This is a genomic window from Marivita sp. S6314, from assembly GCF_023015985.1.
Lineage (GTDB): Bacteria > Pseudomonadota > Alphaproteobacteria > Rhodobacterales > Rhodobacteraceae > Marivita.
On sequence record NZ_JALKAO010000002.1, the window covers coordinates 607369 to 624833 of the forward strand.

Consider the following 17465-nt stretch of genomic DNA (forward strand, 5'->3'; position numbering starts at 1 on the left):
GGACTCCGAGAAATCTGCCCAACGGGCGTTTGGTCGCGGCTTCTACACCTTGCCTTGATCAAGGGGAAGCAATAGATACCCGCGCGATACGCAGGAAACTCTAGCGACGGGTACCCAGATAATGTTCGACACAATGACATTCACAAAGATCGTTGGCAGCTTGTGCGGCGCGCTTTTGATCTTTCTTCTTGGCAAGTGGGCAGCAGAGACACTTTACCATGTCGGCGGCAAGCACGGCGAAGAAGTCGCGGTGTACGTGATCGAAGTGGAAGGCGGCGAGGCCGAGGAAGAAGTGGTCGCGGAAGTGAATTTCGACACGCTGCTGGAAACCGCAGACGCCGGAAAAGGCGAGCGCGTCTATGGCAAGTGCCGCGCTTGTCACAAGCTGGAAGCGGGTGAAAACGCAGCCGGACCATACCTTTATAACGTTGTTGGCCGGGATGTCGGCGTGGCGGACGGGTTCAACTATTCGGGTGCTTTGAACGAAGTGGCTGATGTCTGGACCGTTGAGAACCTGTACTACTTCCTTGAGGACCCGCGTGGCTGGGCACCGGGCACATCGATGGGCTTTGCCGGGCTGAACAAATCGGAAGATCGCGCAAACCTGATTGCGTACCTGGCGACCTTCAGCGAATAAGTTGAAGAAACCTTAGAAATTCCAGGCCGTTGCCCACCCGGGCAGCGGCTTTTTCTTTTGTCACAATTTCGTTGGCAAACGTTCAATTGCAGTCACTTCACGCATTCTCAACTTGAATGTGGGCAAACCCGCCCATTACCTTACATTCATCACAAGATGATCACCGTGACCGCGGTAAAGGGAGAGACCGTCAATGTCCAAGAAACTCATCAGACCAAATGCTGAGGGCCTGAGCCGACGCGACACGTTGAACCTGCTTGGGGGGACCGCGATTGGCACAGCCGCAGGGTTTGCCGGTCTGCCGGGTTTCGCGGAAAGCCACAGCGCAGACGGCGACGAGATCATCCGGTCGCATGGCTACTCCTTTTTCGGGGATCTGAAATACCCGGCAGGCTTCACGCATTTCGACTACGTGAACCCGGATGCGCCGAAAGGTGGTGAGATTGTTCTCAGCGCGCGCGGCACATTTGACGGGTTCAATCGCTGGGCCTGGAAATCGGGCAATCCCGAAAGCTATTCCAGTTTGGTGGGCGAAAGCATGTTTGCGTCGGGTGCGTGGGGCACGCCAGTGCCTGCCGACAGCTTGACAGATCAATACTGCTTTATCGCAAGAGAGGTCGAATACCCCAAGAACAAGACATGGTGCGTGTTCCACATGCGCGATGATGTGGTGTTCCGGAACGGTGCCCCCTTGCGCGCGAAAGATGCAGCATTTTCGCATAACCTTTGGCTTGAGCAGGGCATCCGGTCCTATGCCCGGGCGGTCAGCGAGCGTGTAACCGGTGTCGAGGTGATCGACGATCTGACGCTGCGCTATACCTTTGCCGACGACATTTCGCGCCGGTCGCTGGTGAGCCAGGTGGGCGGGACGCCGATCTTGTCCGAAGACTGGTACAAGGAAACCGGGGAACGGCTTGACGAAGGGTCGGTTGTGTCGCCGATGGGGTCTGGCCCCTACCAGGTTGGCGATTACGAGCTGAACCGGTACGTCATTTACGAACGGAACCCGAATTACTGGGGCTGGGATCATCCGGCGAATGTTGGCCGGTACAACTTTGATCGTATCCGTATCGAGTATTTTGCGGATGCCACGGCGGAATTCGAAGCGTTCAAGGCGGGTGTCTACACCTTCCGGTCTGAAGGATCGAGCAAGCGCTGGTCGACAGGATATGATTTCCCGGCCGTGCAGCGCGGCGATGTCATCACCGAAGAGATTGAGAACCAGAATGCCCCGGTCAATCAGGGGATTATCTTCAACACGCTGCGCTCTCCGGTCGATGACCGGACCGTGCGGCACGCGTTGTCGCTGGCGTTCAACTATGAATGGACGCGGGATTCGCTGGAATCGGGTCTGACGACACAGCGCAAATCCTTTGCCGAAGGTCAGGAATGGGAAGCCAAGGGTGTGCCAGAGGGCGCGGAACTGGCGTTTCTGGAATCCCTTGGGGACGTTGTGCCCGAAGAGCTGCTGACCGAAGAGGTGGTCTTGCCGCATACGTCGGACCCCTCCAGAGACGCCGACCGCCGCAACCAGCGGCGCGCGATGCGGTTGCTGGCAAGTGTTGGCTGGACGGTCAACGATCAGGGCCAGATGGTGAACGAAGCGGGCGAACAGATGAGCCTGGATTTCCTTGTGTTGACCAGTTGGGACGACACGCGCAAAGCGACCATCGAAATCTATACCCAAACGCTGCGGAGTTGGGGCATCGAGGTCAACGCGGATGCGGTCGACAGCGCGCAGGGCCAGCGACGCTTTCTGGACAAGGACTATGACCTAATCTGGATGCGCTACCAGAGCTTCTCCGTCCCGGGCACCGGACTGCGCCAGCTTTTCGGCTCCGAGACGGCAGAGGTGTCGTCCTGGAATCCCGGGGCGCTGCGCAGCCCGATTGTGGATGCCATCATCGAACGTGCCCTGGCGGCGCAATCCCGCGAAGAAGAAATCACGGCGCTGACCGCGCTTGACCGCGCGTTGCGCTATGAACGCATTATTGTTCATGCCGGGTATGTGCCCGATTACTGGGTCGCCTATTACGACATGTTCGAACGGCCAGAGCAATTGCCACAGCTTGCAATGGGTGTGCTGGATTTCTGGTGGTTCAATCAGGACAAATACGAGGCGCTCAAAGCCTCTGGCGCGCTGAGGTAACTGACCCTTGGGAGCCTACATCCTAAGACGATTGTTGCTGATCATTCCGACACTTCTCGGGATCATGCTGATCAACTTTTTCCTGACTCAATTCGTTCCGGGCGGACCGATTGAGCAGACGCTGGCGCGTATTCAGGGCGAAGGCGATGTCTTCAGCAGTTTTTCCGGGGATGGCGGCGGCAATCAGCCGGTCGAGGAGACCTTTGGGTCAGACAGCGACTATATCGGCGCGCGCGGGCTGCCCAAGGAATTCATCGAAACGCTGGAGGTCGAATTCGGCTTTGCCCGGATCGTGTGTGACGAAGGCTTTACCGGCGAACCTGATCTCGATGATCCGGCCTGTAGCAAGGAAGAAATCGGCGCGGTCGAACGGTTCGGCATCATGATGTGGAACTATATCCGGCTGGATTTCGGGGAAAGCTATTTCCGCTCTATCGGGGTGATGGAACTGGTGCTGGAAAAGATGCCAGTGTCGATTTCCCTTGGGCTTTGGTCGACGCTGATTGCCTATATCGTGTCGATCCCGTTGGGCATCCGCAAAGCGGTCAGGGACGGCACGCCGTTTGATACCTGGACCTCGGGCGCGATTATCGTGGCCTATGCGATCCCGGGGTTTCTGTTTGCGATCTTGCTGTTGGTTCTGTTTGCGGGCGGGTCGTATTTGCAGATCTTCCCGTTACGCGGGCTGACCTCTGACAATTTCGATGATCTTTCGTTCTTTGCGAAAATCGCGGATTACGCCTGGCATATCTTCCTGCCGGTGCTGGCATCGACGATTTCGGCCTTTGCAACGCTGACCTTGCTGACCAAGAACAGCTTTCTTGACGAGATCAAGAAGCAATACGTGATCACCGCGCGGGCCAAGGGCCTGCCGGAGCGCAAGGTGCTGTACGGGCACGTGTTCCGCAACGCGATGCTGATCGTGATTGCCGGTTTTCCGGCGGTGTTCATCGGGGTTTTCTTCTCGGGATCGTTGATCATCGAGACGATCTTCTCACTCGATGGTTTGGGGCGTCTGGGGTTTGAAGCGGCGGTCGCGCGGGATTACCCGGTGATCTTTGGCACGCTCTTTGTGTTCGGTCTGATCGGGTTGATCGTCGGGATCCTGTCGGATCTGATGTACGTGCTGGTGGATCCACGGATCGACTTTGAGCGGCGGGAGGGCTAGCATGGTTGCGCACCCCGAACCCACCCCGATCACGGATCCCCAGCGGGTGGTTCCACCAGAGCCCAAGACGGGTTTGTTCACCTTGTCGCCGCTGAACCAGCGACGCTGGAACAACTTCAAACGCAATCGCCGTGCGTTCTGGTCCTTGATCATCTTTTGCGTGCTGTTCGGTCTGTCGCTTTTTGCGGAATTCATCGCAAACGACAAACCCATCCTCGTGCAGTATCGCGGTGAGTATTACACGCCGATCTTCAACTTCTACGCCGAGACCGAATTCGGAGGCGATTTCCGCACCGAAGCCGCCTATCGCGATCCAGAGGTCCAATGCCTAATCCGCACCGGCGGGCTGGAAGAGTGTTTTGACGATCCCGAAGGCTTGATCGAACAGGTGGATCAGGGCGTCATTCTGGATGGGGATTTCCACAAGGGTTGGGCCGTCTGGCCCGTGATCCCCTATGACTACCAGACCCCCGTTGACCGCCCCGGTGCGGCCCCCCTGCCCCCCAGCGATCAGAACTGGCTGGGAACCGATGACACCAAACGCGATGTGATGGCGCGGGTGATTTACGGGTTCCGATTGTCGATCCTGTTCACTTTGATTGTCACGGTTTTGGCCAGCGTTGTCGGGATCGTGGCGGGCGCGTTGCAGGGGTACTTCGGCGGCTGGCTGGACCTGATTTTCCAGCGGATCATCGAGATATGGTCCTCGACGCCGTCGCTTTACATCATCATCATCCTATTCGCGATATTGGGGCGCAGTTTCTGGCTCCTTGTGTTTCTCACAGTGCTGTTCGGCTGGACCGCGCTGGTAGGTGTGGTGCGTGCTGAATTCCTGCGCGCCCGGAACCTAGAATACGTGCGGGCAGCAAAAGCCCTGGGTGTGTCAAACGCGACGATCATGTTCCGGCACATGCTGCCCAACGCGATGGTGGCGACGCTGACCATGCTGCCGTTTATCGTGACCGGCACGATTTCCACGTTGGCGGGTCTGGATTTTCTTGGGTTCGGTCTTCCGTCCTCTGCCCCGTCGCTGGGGGAATTGACGCTGCAGGCCAAACAGAACCTGCAGGCGCCGTGGCTGGGCTTTACCGCGTTCTTTGTCTTCGCGCTGATGCTGTCGCTGCTGGTCTTTATCTTTGAAGGCGTGCGCGACGCGTTCGATCCACGAAAGACGTTCTCATGAGCAATATCCTTGAGGTGAACGATCTGCGGGTCAGTTTCCGGCAGGACGGTCAGGTCTTCCCGGCGGTCAAGGGCGTGTCCTTCTCAATCGCCAAGGGGGAGACAGTCGCTCTTGTCGGGGAATCCGGCTCCGGCAAATCGGTGACCGCGCTTAGCACGGTGTCGTTGCTGGGCGACTCGGCGATCGTTGAAGGGTCGGTGACCTACAATAACGAAGAGATGGTCGGCGCGTCGGATACGCTGCTGCGCAAAGTGCGCGGCAATGACATCAGCTTTATCTTTCAGGAGCCCATGACCTCGCTCAATCCGCTGCACACGCTGGAGCGGCAATTGATCGAGTCGCTTGAGTTGCACCAGGGCCTGACCGGAGATGCCGCGCGAGCGCGGGTTCTGGAGCTGCTGGTCAAGGTCGGGATCCGCGATCCGGAAACGCGGCTTGGGGCCTATCCGCACCAGCTGTCCGGCGGGCAGCGGCAACGCGTGATGATCGCGATGGCGCTGGCAAACGGGCCGGAGCTTTTGATCGCGGATGAACCGACAACGGCGCTGGACGTGACCATTCAGGCGCAGATCCTTGAACTGCTGGCCGACCTGAAACAGGCCGAAGACATGAGCCTGTTGTTCATCACCCATGACCTTGGGATCGTGCGCAAGATCGCCGACCGGGTTTGCGTGATGCAGAACGGGGAAATCGTTGAAACCGGACCAACGGCCGAGATTTTTTCCAACCCCCGGCACCCCTACACACAGATGTTGCTGAGTGCCGAGTCGACAGGATCGCCGGACCCTGTGAAACCAGATGCAGAAGAGATCGCCCGGACGGACAACCTCAAGATCTGGTTTCCCATCCAACGCGGGTTCCTGAAGCGGACGGTTGGCTATGTGAAAGCGGTCAATGACGCGTCCATCGCGGTGCGCGCCGGTGAGACGGTTGGGATCGTTGGTGAATCCGGCTCGGGCAAAACCACGCTGGCGCTGGCCATCATGCGGTTGATCCAGTCCGAAGGCGGCATCACCTATCGCGGTCAGAACGTGCGGGATTGGTCGACACGCGAATTGCGCAGGTTGCGGAGCGAGATGCAGATCGTGTTTCAGGACCCGTACGGGTCGCTCAGCCCGCGCATGACCTGCGAACAGATCATCGCCGAAGGTCTGGGTGTACATGGCGCGCCGAAGGGGCGGTCCCATCGGGAGATGGTAACCGAAGTGATGATCGAAGTCGGGCTCGACCCGATGACGATGCATCGCTACCCCCACGAGTTTTCAGGGGGTCAACGGCAGCGAATTGCGATTGCGCGGGCGATGGTGCTGCGGCCCAAGCTGGTGGTGCTCGACGAGCCGACGTCTGCTTTGGACATGACCGTGCAGGTCCAGATCGTAAATTTGCTGCGTGACCTGCAGAAGAAATACGATCTGGCGTATCTCTTCATCAGTCACGACCTGAAAGTCGTGCGGGCCATGTCGCATAAGGTGATTGTCATGCGGACCGGCGATGTCGTTGAATATGGCAGCGCCGCGGACATCTTTGACAATCCGCAATCGGAGTACACAAAAACGCTGATGGCCGCGGCGTTCGATCTCGCCAGTTAAATCGCCGAACTGTGCCCGGCTGACGACAGGTCATACGCGTCGAAACTGCGTGCCACCATGCGGGTCAGAGGACGGGCGTCTTTCGGCACGAACATTCCTGTGTCATCTACTTTGAGCAGGTTTTCAAACTCCGCGTTTGTTTGGTTCAAGATCGCCTGCACCTCGGCTTTGGTGGTGTCGAAGTTCTGGACCAGCTCATCGGTTCTGACGCGGAAGTCGCACATCAGCATTTCGATCATCCGCGCGCGCAGCTTGTCCTGCTCGGAAAAGCTGTGCCCCTTGACGGTGGAAAATGTGTTGGCCCGGATGGCCTTGGTATAGCTTGATGTTGCCGGCGCGTTCTGGGCATAGCCCTGCGGGAACTTGGAAATGGACGACGCACCCAATCCGACCAGGACGTCGGACGTGTCGTCGGTGTAGCCTTGGAAGTTCCGGCGCAGGGTGCCGTTGCGCGCGGCAACCGACAGGCCGTCCTCTTTCGTCGCAAAGTGGTCAATGCCGATCTCGTCATAGTTGTCCCAGACGAACAGCTTGCCAGCGGTTTCAAACAGATCGAGGCGTTCATCCGGACGCGGCAGGGCGTCCGACGGGATCATCTGCTGGCGCTTGGCCATCCACGGCACATGCGCATATCCGTAAAGCGCGACGCGATCCGGGGACAGCGACAGCAGTTTCTGCACCGAATCCACGATGCGCGCGCGTGTCTGGTCGGGCAAGCCGTACAGGATATCGGCGTTCAGGCTTTGGATGCCGCGTTCGCGGATCATGTCGACCGCGCGCTTGGTGGTTTCAAAGCTTTGTTCGCGCCCAATCGTTTTCTGGATATGCGGATCGAAATCCTGCACCCCGATAGAGGCACGGTTCATCCCCGCCTCGAACAACGCTTCAAGTCGCGGTGCATCAATTTCGTTCGGGTCGATTTCGACCGAGAATTCATAGCCTTGCGCAAAGTCGGCAACTTCACGAATCGCGGCAGACAGATCGCGCATGTGATCGGGTGACAACAGCGTCGGTGTGCCGCCGCCCCAGTGCAGGCGGGACAAGGTGACACCTTTGGGCAAATGCCGCTTGAGCAGCGTCAATTCGTCCTTGAGCGTTTCAACATAGGCCGTAACAGGACCACCGCTGGCGGTGCCCTGGGTGCGGCAGGCGCAGAACCAGCACAGTCGGCGACAGAACGGAACATGCAAATACAGCGAAATCTGTGAGCCTTCGGGGATCGATTCGATCCAATGGGTAAAATGCCCCGGCTGTACAGAGTCCGAGAAATGCGGAGACGTCGGGTAACTCGTGTAACGAGGTACTTTCGCGTCGAATAGTCCCAACCGGGAAAGTTGTGTTCGCGTTGCCATGCGCATAGCATTAGACACGATGTTGGGGAGCAACATTGACACAGATCAAGACCGGAACTCATGTTGAACCAGAACAGCCTAGCCGTCACTCAGGAATGCCAAGACTGCCCGATCCGCCACCGCGCGGTATGTGCGCGGTGTGAAGGCGATGAATTGGATCGGCTTGAAGACATCAAGTACTATCGCCGGTTCGAAGCCGGTCAGACAGTGATCTGGTCTGGCGACCGCATGGATTTTGTCGGCTCTGTGGTATCGGGCATCGCGACCCTGACACAGACGATGGAAGACGGTCGCACGCAGATGGTGGGTCTCTTGCTGCCAAGCGATTTCGTCGGGCGTCCGGGCCGCAATTCCGCTGCCTATGATGTGGTTGCAACGACCGATATGGTGATGTGTTGTTTCCGCAAAGCCCCGTTCGAGGACCTGTTGCAGAAAACGCCGCATATCGCACAGCGTTTGCTTGAGATGACGCTGGACGAACTGGATGCGGCGCGCGAATGGATGCTGGTTCTGGGCCGCAAGACGGCACGGGAAAAGATCGCGTCGCTGCTGTCGATCATCGCCCGTCGTGACGCCACGCTGAACATGGGTGTGCTTGATGGTCCGGTGACCTTTGATCTGCCCCTGACCCGCGAAGCGATGGCAGACTATCTGGGCCTGACGCTGGAAACCGTGTCGCGGCAGGTGTCGGCGCTGCGCAAGGATGGTGTGATCACGCTTGAGGGCAAGCGCCATATCACGGTGCCGGATATGAGCGTGCTTCTGGAGGAAGCGGGCGACGATACCGACGGCGGGTTGCTGGTCTAGCTTACTGGTTCAGCGCCGCGACGTAGCCAACTCCGGCGGCCAGAAGAAGCCCGATCACGACGGCAAACGCGATTTTCCAGGCGGACCACGGGCGTTCGCCTTGAACCGCGCCGGTGCGTCCGTTCACCACAAAACGATAGCTTTTGCCGCGATACTTGTAAGCGGCAAGCCAGACCGGCAGCAAAACGTGTTTGAAAGTCACGTCCGAAATGCGCGTGTCGATGTTGTGGATACGCTGACGGTCACCGCCGATGTCAAACTTGACGTCGCGCGTGATCACCCGGTCCATATAGGCACGCGCCTCGACAAACCCGTCTGTCAATTCAACAGAATACGCCTCGGCACGGAACCCGGCGAGATACTCGGGACGATACGGCTCCATCGCCGACAGATCCCACGGCTCCAACGCGTCGGTGTACCGTTTCGGCAAGGATCGTGATGCCAGCACCAGGACATCGTCAAAGAACCGCGCAACCCGGCCCGACGCGGGCCTCCAGCGGACTTTGGCGACGCGGACGGTTTCGGTCTTGCCATTGCGCTGCACGCGACGCGTTTCATAATACACGGTGCCATGTTCACCACGGTAGGACGATGCCGTGTCGGCATCGAAGGTCCAGTACGGCACGTAGATCCCGGTCATCTTGCGGCCCTTGCGGGCATAATCCTGCAAACCGTTGGGCGCGAACCAAAGCCCCCCCAGCCAATCGGTCATGGCTGCGCGTGCGCGTTTCTCATCAAACGCGAACGGCAAAAGCCCCTTTGGCTTGATATGCCGGTTGCGCCCCGTATCCGCGACAACGGGTGTTGCGCAAAACGGGCATTCCGCCGCATGTATGCCGGGATCGAATTCCACCTGCGCCGCACAATTCGGGCATTGCGACACGCGGGTTTCTTCCATTTCCTGCGCCGGGAGACGGTCCGCAATGGCGGTCTGGAAATCAATCTCGCGGATCGCGTCACCGCCCCACGGGCCGGCCCCGGTGATCCCGCTGGTGTTCCCGCAATGGTCGCAGGTCAGTACACCCGCGGCCGGGTCGTACCGAAAATCCGCGCCGCAATTGTCGCACGGGAACCGATATTCCTCGGCTGGTACCGTCAGCGTGTCCTCAGACAAAGACCCCGTCCCCTGCTATTCTGTAACCCCGTCGCACTTGGCTGACACGTGTGTCAGGCCCCCGGTGGGGGTGGAGGAAGAACGGTAAAGAGCTGCGCAAGTTCCGTGACGTCCTCGGCGCGCATCCAACCGTCCTGGCCCGGGGTCCAGACATAGCTTTCGCGGGTCAACGCACCGTCGACCGCCATACGCCCCAAAGCCGCCTTGGAATACGGACCCTTGGTTTCGCCGTTCTCGGCCACATGCCAGACATGTTCGACCGGCGGTGGCGGGGGGGCGACCTGCCGGGCGACCGGGGCGGCACCCTGGACCTGGGGCGCGGCACCCCATGGGCCGGATTGTGCCGCAGCCGCCTGCCCCATTTGCATGCCGAGGCCCGCGCCAAGACCGGTCTGGATGGCCGCAGCCCCGGCCCCGTCTTTGCCCAGCGCTTCGGCCGCCTGGAATTGCATGTAGTGGTTCAGATCGCCGATCACGCCCATCGACGACCGCTTGTCCATCACCGCTTCCACGGCAGGCGGTAGCGAGATGTTTTCGATATAAAGCTCGGGCAGTTCCAGCCCGTATTCTGCAAGGCTCGGTGCGATCTCCTTGGCCAGCAACTGGCCCAGTTCGCGGGTGTTGGCCGCCATGTCCAGCACCGGGATCGACGCACGGGCAATCGTGCGGGAAAACTCCTGCACGATGATGTTGCGAATCTGGTAGCTGATCTCGTCCATCGTGAATTCGCCATCGGTGCCAACGATTTCAACAAGGAACCGCGCCGGATCCGTGATGCGCACCGAATACGTGCCGAAGGCGCGCAACCTAACGGGCCCGAATTCCGGGTCACGGCACATGATCGGGTTCTTCGTGCCCCATTTCAGGTTCTGGAACCGGGTTGTGTTGACGAAATAGATTTCCGATTTGAACGGCGACCGGAAGCCATGGTCCCAATGCTGCAGCGTGGTCATAATGGGCATGTTGTTGGTTTCGAGCATGTACAGCCCCGGCGTGAACACATCGGCCAGTTGGCCTTCGTGGACAAACACCGCCGCCTGCCCTTCGCGCACGGTCAGCTTGGCCCCATATTTGATCTCGTGGCCTTCGCGTTCGAACCGCCACACCATCGTGTCGCGGGTGTTGTCGGTCCAGTGGATGACATCAATGAACTGGCCACTCAGAAAATCGAAAATGGGCATGGTTGGTCTCCGTTAATTCAGCTGGGGCCGCCGCCCATCAGCTCCTGAGCAATGGATCGCACGATGGGACGTGCCTGTGACGCCGTCATCCCGGGGGTCAGGCGCGGGTTGTAAAGGATTCTGAGCAGCATTTCGTCATGCGTTGTCAGAAGCGCGAATTCCTCGTCATCGTTAAAGATCGACGGGCGCGCGTTTTGATCGTCATTGGCAAGGCCAAGCCCCTGCGCAAGTTCTTCATGGAAACAGGCGCGGCGGGTGAAATCGGGGTGTTCACTGCGCACAAGCGCGATGGCCTGCCTGTAGGCATTGTCGGACGCGGTATCCGCAAATGCCACCACAAGACAGTGGATCGAGCGCGGCAGATTGGTTAAAATCGCGCGGCTGGACGGCTCCATTCCCGGGGCAATCCGATCCAGAACCTGCCGCAGCTGATCTTTGTCGTCTTCGCCCATCACCAGCACGTGGAAATTGGGCTGCCCGGACACGAATGAGATCGGATGCCCGGTCACGCGGGCAAGGCGGCGGGTGTAAGAGGTCAGAACCTGCAGATCCGTGCTGCGCGCATCATCGGGTACAGTTGCACCGAAGGTGACGCCGATGCGCACCGGGCTTGTCCATTTCTTGATGGCCCCCAAGGCACCGCTGGACGGCTGCAATCCGGCACCCCGCGCGTATTCCTCGGCCAAGGCGATCCGTTCGAAATTGCGCGCCAGCATCACGTCCGTAAACGGCGTATCCACGCCGCCACCGTCGTCGCGCAACAGGCCACGGGTCAGCAAATCCTGCTGCACCCGCGCATAATAGCGCTGCAATTCCAACGTGGCATCGGACGGTGTGTCCGCCGGTGGTGGCGCAGCCGCTGCCGTTGGACGGTCAGGGCGGGCCTGCGGTTTGGTGTCGGGCGGTCCGTCTTGCCCCAACGGATCGCATGCCGACAGGGCCGCAACAGCGGCGCAGGACCAAAGGATATGAGACCAGCGCCGCGTCACCGGTTATTCGTCGGGCATGGAGGCGGAAGTTGTATCGCCCACACCGTCCCGGCGCGCCTTGGCCGAGGCCAGAGTGTCCCGCAGTTCGGCTTCCATTTTCTTCAGCTCCGCTTCGGCTGCCGCGCGCTTGGCTTTGCCTTCGTCTGCGATCTGCAGGCTTTCCTGAATGGTGCCGATCAGGTCGGCATTGGCTTGCTTGACCGCTTCGATATCGAACACACCCCGCTCCATTTCCTCGCGGATCAGCTTGTTGCTGTCGCGCAGGTTCTTGGCGTTCGATGTCAGGAGTTCATTGGTCAGGTCATTGGCATCGCGCACCGCAGCGGCCGCTTCGGCCGAGCGTTGAATGGTGACGGCCTGCGCCAGTTGCGTTTCCCAAAGCGGCACGGTGTTCACCAATGTCGAATTGATCTTTGTGACCAGCGACTTGTCGTTTTCCTGCACCAGTCGGATGGACGGCAGCGACTGCATCGTCACCTGACGGGTCAGTTTCAGGTCATGAACCCGGCGTTCCAGATCATCGCGCGCCGCGCGCAGGTCACGCAGTTCCTGGGCTTTCATCACCTGATCGTTTTCGGGCGCGGCCTGCACCTCGGCCTCTTTCGCGGGGATGTCGACGTCGTCCAGCACGCGCAGCTTTTCTTCGCCCGCAGCAATATAAAGCGCCAGTTCATCGTAGAACTGCAGCGTCTTGTCATAAAGCAAGTCGAGCGACTTGATGTCCTTGAGCAGCGTATGCTCGTGCTTGAGAAGATCATCGGTGATCCGGTCGATCTGGCCCTGCACCTGTTCGAATTTCGCGGTGAACTTGGCAAACGGTGCCGCTCGGCCAAGCAGTTTTTCCCACCATGACCGTTCGCGGCGCACATCGAGTTCTGACACAGAGAACCCGCGGATGGTGCTGACAATGCCGCGCAGGCTATCGCCTGCGGGACCAACATCCTTGTTGCGCACATCGGCCAGCATGGATTGCGAGATTTCCTGCAATTCGGCCTGCGCATTGGACCCGAAGGACACGATGGACTGGGTGTCTTCCATGTCAATCTCGGCCATGCGGGACCGGATTTCCTCGCTCAGTGCCGGATCGGCGTTGGCCAGGGGAACAACCTCTTCGGCTGGTTTGGGTTCGGGCAGAATAACGGCGTTGACCTCTTCAACCAAAGCAAGCGCGTCTTGGGCTTTTGCGCGGACTGTGTCGGACATGGATGGTTCCCCTAAAACTTATTGTGTGCGTTATTGGCTGGTGCGTTCAATGCGAACGCCTTCTTGCTGAAGCCGGTCGCGCAAGACGTCGATTTCCACGGTCAGATCCGACCGGTCATCCAACAGCATTTTGCGTGTGCGCGCCGAAAAATTGGTTTCCAGATCATCAAGCAGCGCCTCATAATCCGTGAGCGCCTTGCGATCGTTTGTCTTGGCATAAACGTCGGCAAACTTGATCGTCGCGTCCCGCGCGCCCATCAGATAGACGCTCAGGTATTTCTTGGCACCTGTCAGATCGCGGGGGTCTTCCTCGACCGTGCGAAACAGGTCTTTCGCCGTGACCTGGAATTGTTCGACGCGCGCAATCATTCTGCGATTTCCGGATCGTTTGATCGCATCGCGCATCGCGTTGAGATATCCTTCGGCCTCGTCCACGGCGCGCGCAACGCGATCCTGCTGGAAGGTGTCGATTCCTTCCATGCCCTTGTCGCGCATCGGGTCAAATCCAAACGCCCCGAAATGCAGGGCGGCTGCGGCTGTGCCGAAAATCACCGGCGCGATCAGGCCGGGTTCGTTGGCATACGCCGCAATTGCCACACCAAGCCCGGTCAGGACGCCCGATGCGGCCTTACGCGGAAAGGCGGGACGCCGGGCCACTTTGCGGGCGTTGTATTCGGCCTCGGCCGTCAGGCCACTCCGCAACAGCCATGCCCCCAGAAGCAGGACACCGGCACCGAGCAGGCCAAGACCCAGCCCAATGGCGCCTTCGTTCAGCGATGTCGCCGCCAGAACAATCGGGGGAATAAACAGGATGTTGGACCGCGCCCCAACCGGATTGACGGTCGCGCCTTTGAACCCCTTTGAGGGCGGTGTGGGCGCGCTGTCAGACGCGCCATCCGGGCTGTATTTGCCGCCATAGCGTTGTGCCACGGTTAAAGCCCCCCCAGCCAACCGCTGGTGACGCCAAACAGCAGGATAATGAGCAACACATAGCTGACGCGTTGCAGGCCGGCACCGGACATCAAACACCCTTTCCCTAGTCTCGATAGAAACTTAGGGGATGTGCTTGGGGCTTACTAGGGGGAAGTCGGCGCAGATCCGCTCATGCGCTCCGATTGCGCTGCATCCGGTCGAAAAGCAGATCCGCCTGCAGTTCAAAGCTGTTGCGCCCATGGGCAATGCCGCTTTTTCGGGCACGGGCCTCGAACGCGTCGGCAAGCGCCTGCATCTTGGTTTGGTACTTGCGCCGTTCGAACAGGGACAATTCGCGTTCCAGCAAGGCGTCGGTCTCTGCCTCCATCTTGGACAGCAGCTTTTCCAGCGGTCCCGACATCTTCTGCAACGTCCGCGTTTCGAAATCGACCGTCGCCAGAAGCCCAAGAATCGTGTCCGAAATTGTGCGCGCACGACCAGACAGGTCATCGTCTTGTAGTGCATGCAAATCGGCCAGAATCGCCTCGAACCGGTCTTCGCAGTTCTGGTACAATCTCTGATTGGCAAGGCGCAGGCGCACAACCGGGTTGTTCAGGCCCTTGTCCCGCATCGGATCAAGGCCGAACGACACCAGGCAAAGAATGAATGTGGCGCAACCGATCAACACTGGCACGGTCGGCAGCCCGATTTTCGCGGTGGCCAGCAAGCCGACAACCAGCGCCACGATGGCGCTGCCCAAAAGCTTGAAGGGCACGCGCGGACGGGCGGCGACCTCGGCCTGATCGTAGGCGAGGTGATTTTTCTGACCGATGGACAAGAAGACCATGCCAACCGCAAACAGACCGATAATCAGGATCGCAGAGGCAAAGCCCGCGACCGTACCGTCCAGAAGCCACAGGATCAGCGGGCAGGTTGCCAGCACCATGAACCCCACCGGCACGTTGTGCACCGGCGCGGATTTTCCAAGAGCCGCGCTGTTGTTGTAATCCACAAGGGAATTGGCCTGCACGTCCATCACACGAACCCCAATCCAAAGATGGTGATCCAGAGCACGCCAAAGGCGACAAATGACGCCAGCCCGCCATGCACCCGCAACCGCTGCATCGCGCCACGCACGGCCTTGGCCGTGTCATCAACAACCGTTCCAAGGTTCGACAGAACCAACAGAACCGAGATGACAAGGATCATCGATGTCAGAAACGTTATAACCATGCCGCCAAAATCACTGCGAATCCGGGCGGAATATGGGCGCGATCAGGGAAAGTTCAGGGAGACTTTTTCGGCCGTGCCGGGCGCGTATTTCTGCGCACGGTATTTTTCTTTGATTTCAGAGCAGTACCGCCCTTATCCGCAGACGGCGCATCAAGGCCCAACTGGTCGCGCATGATCTTGCGACGGACCTCTTCGACCTGACCGGGTTTGAGTTGCCCCAGTTGGAACGGCCCGTAAGATACGCGGATCAGCCGGTTCACCGTCAGGCCCAGGTCCGCCACGGCACGGCGCACCTCGCGGTTCTTGCCTTCGCGCAGGCCGATGGTCAGCCAGGCGTTGGCCCCCTGCTGGCGATCCAGAGAGACCGTCATCGGTTGGAATTTCTCGCCCTCGATCACCAGACCCTTGCGCAACGGTTCCAGGCTTTCGTCCGTGGGACGGCCCTTGACGCGCACGCGGTACTTTCGCAACCAGCCGGTCGATGGCAATTCCAGTTTGCGCTTCACCTCGCCATCATTGGTCAGCAACAGCAGGCCTTCAGAATTGAGATCGAGCCGTCCGACGCTCAGGACCCGGGGAAGCGTATCGGGCAGTTCGTCATAAATGGTGGCGCGGCCCTGTTCGTCCTTGTTGGTCGTCACCAAGCCGGTTGGCTTGTGATACAGCCACAGGCGCGGCTCGTCCGGGGCACCGACCAGTTTCCCGTTTACCGTGATCTTGTCGTCTGCCGTGACATTCAACGCCGCGCGGTCGATCTTTTTGCCGTTTACGGTCACGCGGCCTTCTTCGATCATCCGTTCGGCTTCACGACGGCTGGCAAGCCCGGCACGGGCGATAACTTTGGCGATGCGATCACCGGGGGGCGTTTTGTCGGTCATGACCTGCGGCTTAGTCGAAATAAGAGCCTTGGGAAAGGTGATTGCGCGGTCTATGACGCGGGAATGGTGTTTCGGTCAAATATGGACCTTGCGTTGGACGAGGCGCGCCTTGCGGCGGCACGGGGGGAGGTTCCCGTCGGTGCGGTCGTGGTTGCGGCAGACGGCACAGTGGTGGCCTCGGCTGGCAACCGGACGCGGGAACTCAACGATCCGACGGCCCATGCCGAAATACTGGCCATACGTGCCGCATGTGACGCGCTGGGAGTGGAACGGCTGGGCACACATGATCTGTACGTGACGCTTGAGCCCTGCCCGATGTGTGCGGGCGCTATTTCAAATGCCCGGATCAGGCGGCTTTATTACGGGGCCGGTGACCCAAAATCGGGCGGCACAGCGCATGGCGCAAGAGTGTTTTCGCATGCCCAATGCCACCACCGACCCGAGATTTATGACGGGTTGTGCGCGGACGAGGCAGAACAGCTGTTGAAAGAGTTTTTCGCATCAAAACGCGGTGCGGGCGCATGACGCGCATCATCCTGTTCAACAAACCGTTCGATGTGCTGTCGCAATTCACCGACAAAGGCACGGAAGGGTCACCCCGCCGAACGCTTTCGGATTTCGTGAAAGTTCCCGGCGTGTACCCGGCAGGGCGGCTGGATCGCGACAGCGAGGGCCTGCTAGTTCTGACCGATAACGGCAAGCTGCAAGCCAGGATCAGCAACCCGAAATTCCGTTCCCCCAAAACCTATCTTGCGCAGGTCGAGGGCACGCCGACCGACGCCCAGCTTGATCAGTTGCGCAAGGGGGTGACGTTGAAAGACGGGGCCACGCGACCGGCAGAGGTTGCGCGGATCGACCCTCCGGATCTTTGGGAACGGGTGCCTCCGGTCCGGTTTCGGAAAACCGTGCCAGACGCCTGGATCAAACTGACGATCACCGAAGGCCGCAATCGCCAGGTGCGGCGCATGACGGCGCATGTCGGGTTACCGTGCCTCAGGCTGGTGCGGTGGTCGGTTGGTGAATGGTCGCTGGACGGCCTTGCGTCCGGCGCGTGGCGGGACGCGTAGGTC

The 17465-nt window shown here is 59.5% G+C and carries 17 protein-coding genes; 8 read left to right on the forward strand and 9 right to left on the reverse strand.

The features are described 5' to 3' along the window. Positions 1–121: 121 nt before the first annotated feature. The 5 genes from MWU54_RS07475 (at position 122) to MWU54_RS07495 (ending at position 6726) form a co-directional block, all read left to right on the forward strand. Positions 122–637 (forward strand): cytochrome c family protein, encoded by a 516-nt coding sequence (locus tag MWU54_RS07475; protein ID WP_247081827.1) that lies wholly within the window; start codon positions 122–124, stop codon positions 635–637. A 193-nt stretch (positions 638–830) separates the two neighbouring features. Then, a complete protein-coding gene (locus MWU54_RS07480; RefSeq protein WP_247081828.1) occupies positions 831–2786 on the forward strand; it encodes an extracellular solute-binding protein in 1956 nt (651 codons plus the stop codon). A gap of 7 nt (positions 2787–2793) precedes the next feature. Continuing rightward, the gene (locus MWU54_RS07485; protein WP_247081829.1) at positions 2794–3954 is read left to right on the forward strand and encodes an ABC transporter permease subunit; all 1161 of its coding nucleotides are present in this window, start codon (positions 2794–2796) and stop codon (positions 3952–3954) included. Between the two features lies 1 nt (position 3955). Continuing rightward, a complete protein-coding gene (locus MWU54_RS07490; protein WP_247081830.1) occupies positions 3956–5137 on the forward strand; it encodes an ABC transporter permease in 1182 nt (393 codons plus the stop codon). Then, entirely contained in the window at positions 5134–6726 is a 1593-nt protein-coding gene (locus tag MWU54_RS07495; RefSeq protein WP_247081831.1) for an ABC transporter ATP-binding protein, read from the forward strand. Before MWU54_RS07490 ends, MWU54_RS07495 begins: the two co-directional genes overlap by 4 nt. Here MWU54_RS07495 and hemN read toward each other — a convergent pair. Beyond that, entirely contained in the window at positions 6723–8078 is a 1356-nt protein-coding gene (gene hemN / locus MWU54_RS07500; protein WP_247081833.1) for an oxygen-independent coproporphyrinogen III oxidase, read from the reverse strand. The genes MWU54_RS07495 and hemN overlap by 4 nt on opposite strands. A gap of 60 nt (positions 8079–8138) precedes the next feature. Here hemN and MWU54_RS07505 point away from each other — a divergent pair, with 60 nt between their 5' ends. Beyond that, on the forward strand, positions 8139–8885 hold the full coding sequence (locus MWU54_RS07505) for a transcriptional regulator FnrL (RefSeq protein WP_247081835.1): 747 nt from the start codon (positions 8139–8141) through the stop codon (positions 8883–8885). A gap of 1 nt (position 8886) precedes the next feature. Here the strand turns inward: MWU54_RS07505 and MWU54_RS07510 are convergent, their stop codons facing one another. The 8 genes from MWU54_RS07510 to MWU54_RS07545 form a co-directional block, all read right to left on the reverse strand. Next, positions 8887–9999 (reverse strand): TFIIB-type zinc finger domain-containing protein, encoded by a 1113-nt coding sequence (locus MWU54_RS07510; protein WP_247081837.1) that lies wholly within the window; start codon positions 9997–9999, stop codon positions 8887–8889. A 53-nt stretch (positions 10000–10052) separates the two neighbouring features. Next, positions 10053–11180: an SPFH domain-containing protein gene (locus tag MWU54_RS07515; protein WP_247081839.1), complete on the reverse strand. Its 1128-nt coding sequence runs from the start codon at positions 11178–11180 to the stop codon at positions 10053–10055. Positions 11181–11197: 17 nt separating this feature from the next. Continuing rightward, entirely contained in the window at positions 11198–12169 is a 972-nt protein-coding gene (locus tag MWU54_RS07520) for a DUF2927 domain-containing protein (RefSeq protein WP_247081841.1), read from the reverse strand. A 3-nt stretch (positions 12170–12172) separates the two neighbouring features. Continuing rightward, on the reverse strand, positions 12173–13372 hold the full coding sequence (locus tag MWU54_RS07525; protein ID WP_247081843.1) for a toxic anion resistance protein: 1200 nt from the start codon (positions 13370–13372) through the stop codon (positions 12173–12175). 30 nt (positions 13373–13402) lie between these two features. Continuing rightward, a complete protein-coding gene (locus MWU54_RS07530) occupies positions 13403–14302 on the reverse strand; it encodes a 5-bromo-4-chloroindolyl phosphate hydrolysis family protein (RefSeq protein WP_247081845.1) in 900 nt (299 codons plus the stop codon). A gap of 172 nt (positions 14303–14474) precedes the next feature. Next, on the reverse strand, positions 14475–15320 hold the full coding sequence (locus tag MWU54_RS07535) for a hypothetical protein (protein ID WP_247081847.1): 846 nt from the start codon (positions 15318–15320) through the stop codon (positions 14475–14477). Next, entirely contained in the window at positions 15320–15517 is a 198-nt protein-coding gene (locus MWU54_RS07540) for a hypothetical protein (protein WP_247081849.1), read from the reverse strand. Before MWU54_RS07540 ends, MWU54_RS07535 begins: the two co-directional genes overlap by 1 nt. Before the next feature lie 53 nt (positions 15518–15570). Beyond that, positions 15571–16395, reverse strand: coding sequence for a pseudouridine synthase (locus tag MWU54_RS07545; RefSeq protein ID WP_247081851.1), 825 nt, complete (start codon positions 16393–16395; stop codon positions 15571–15573). A 63-nt stretch (positions 16396–16458) separates the two neighbouring features. Here MWU54_RS07545 and MWU54_RS07550 point away from each other — a divergent pair, with 63 nt between their 5' ends. Together MWU54_RS07550 and MWU54_RS07555 are read left to right on the forward strand one after the other, a co-directional pair. Next, positions 16459–16920, forward strand: coding sequence for a nucleoside deaminase (locus MWU54_RS07550; RefSeq protein WP_247081853.1), 462 nt, complete (start codon positions 16459–16461; stop codon positions 16918–16920). After that, a complete protein-coding gene (locus MWU54_RS07555) occupies positions 16917–17462 on the forward strand; it encodes a pseudouridine synthase (RefSeq protein ID WP_247081855.1) in 546 nt (181 codons plus the stop codon). The genes MWU54_RS07550 and MWU54_RS07555 overlap by 4 nt, the downstream gene beginning before the upstream one ends. Positions 17463–17465 lie beyond the last annotated feature (3 nt).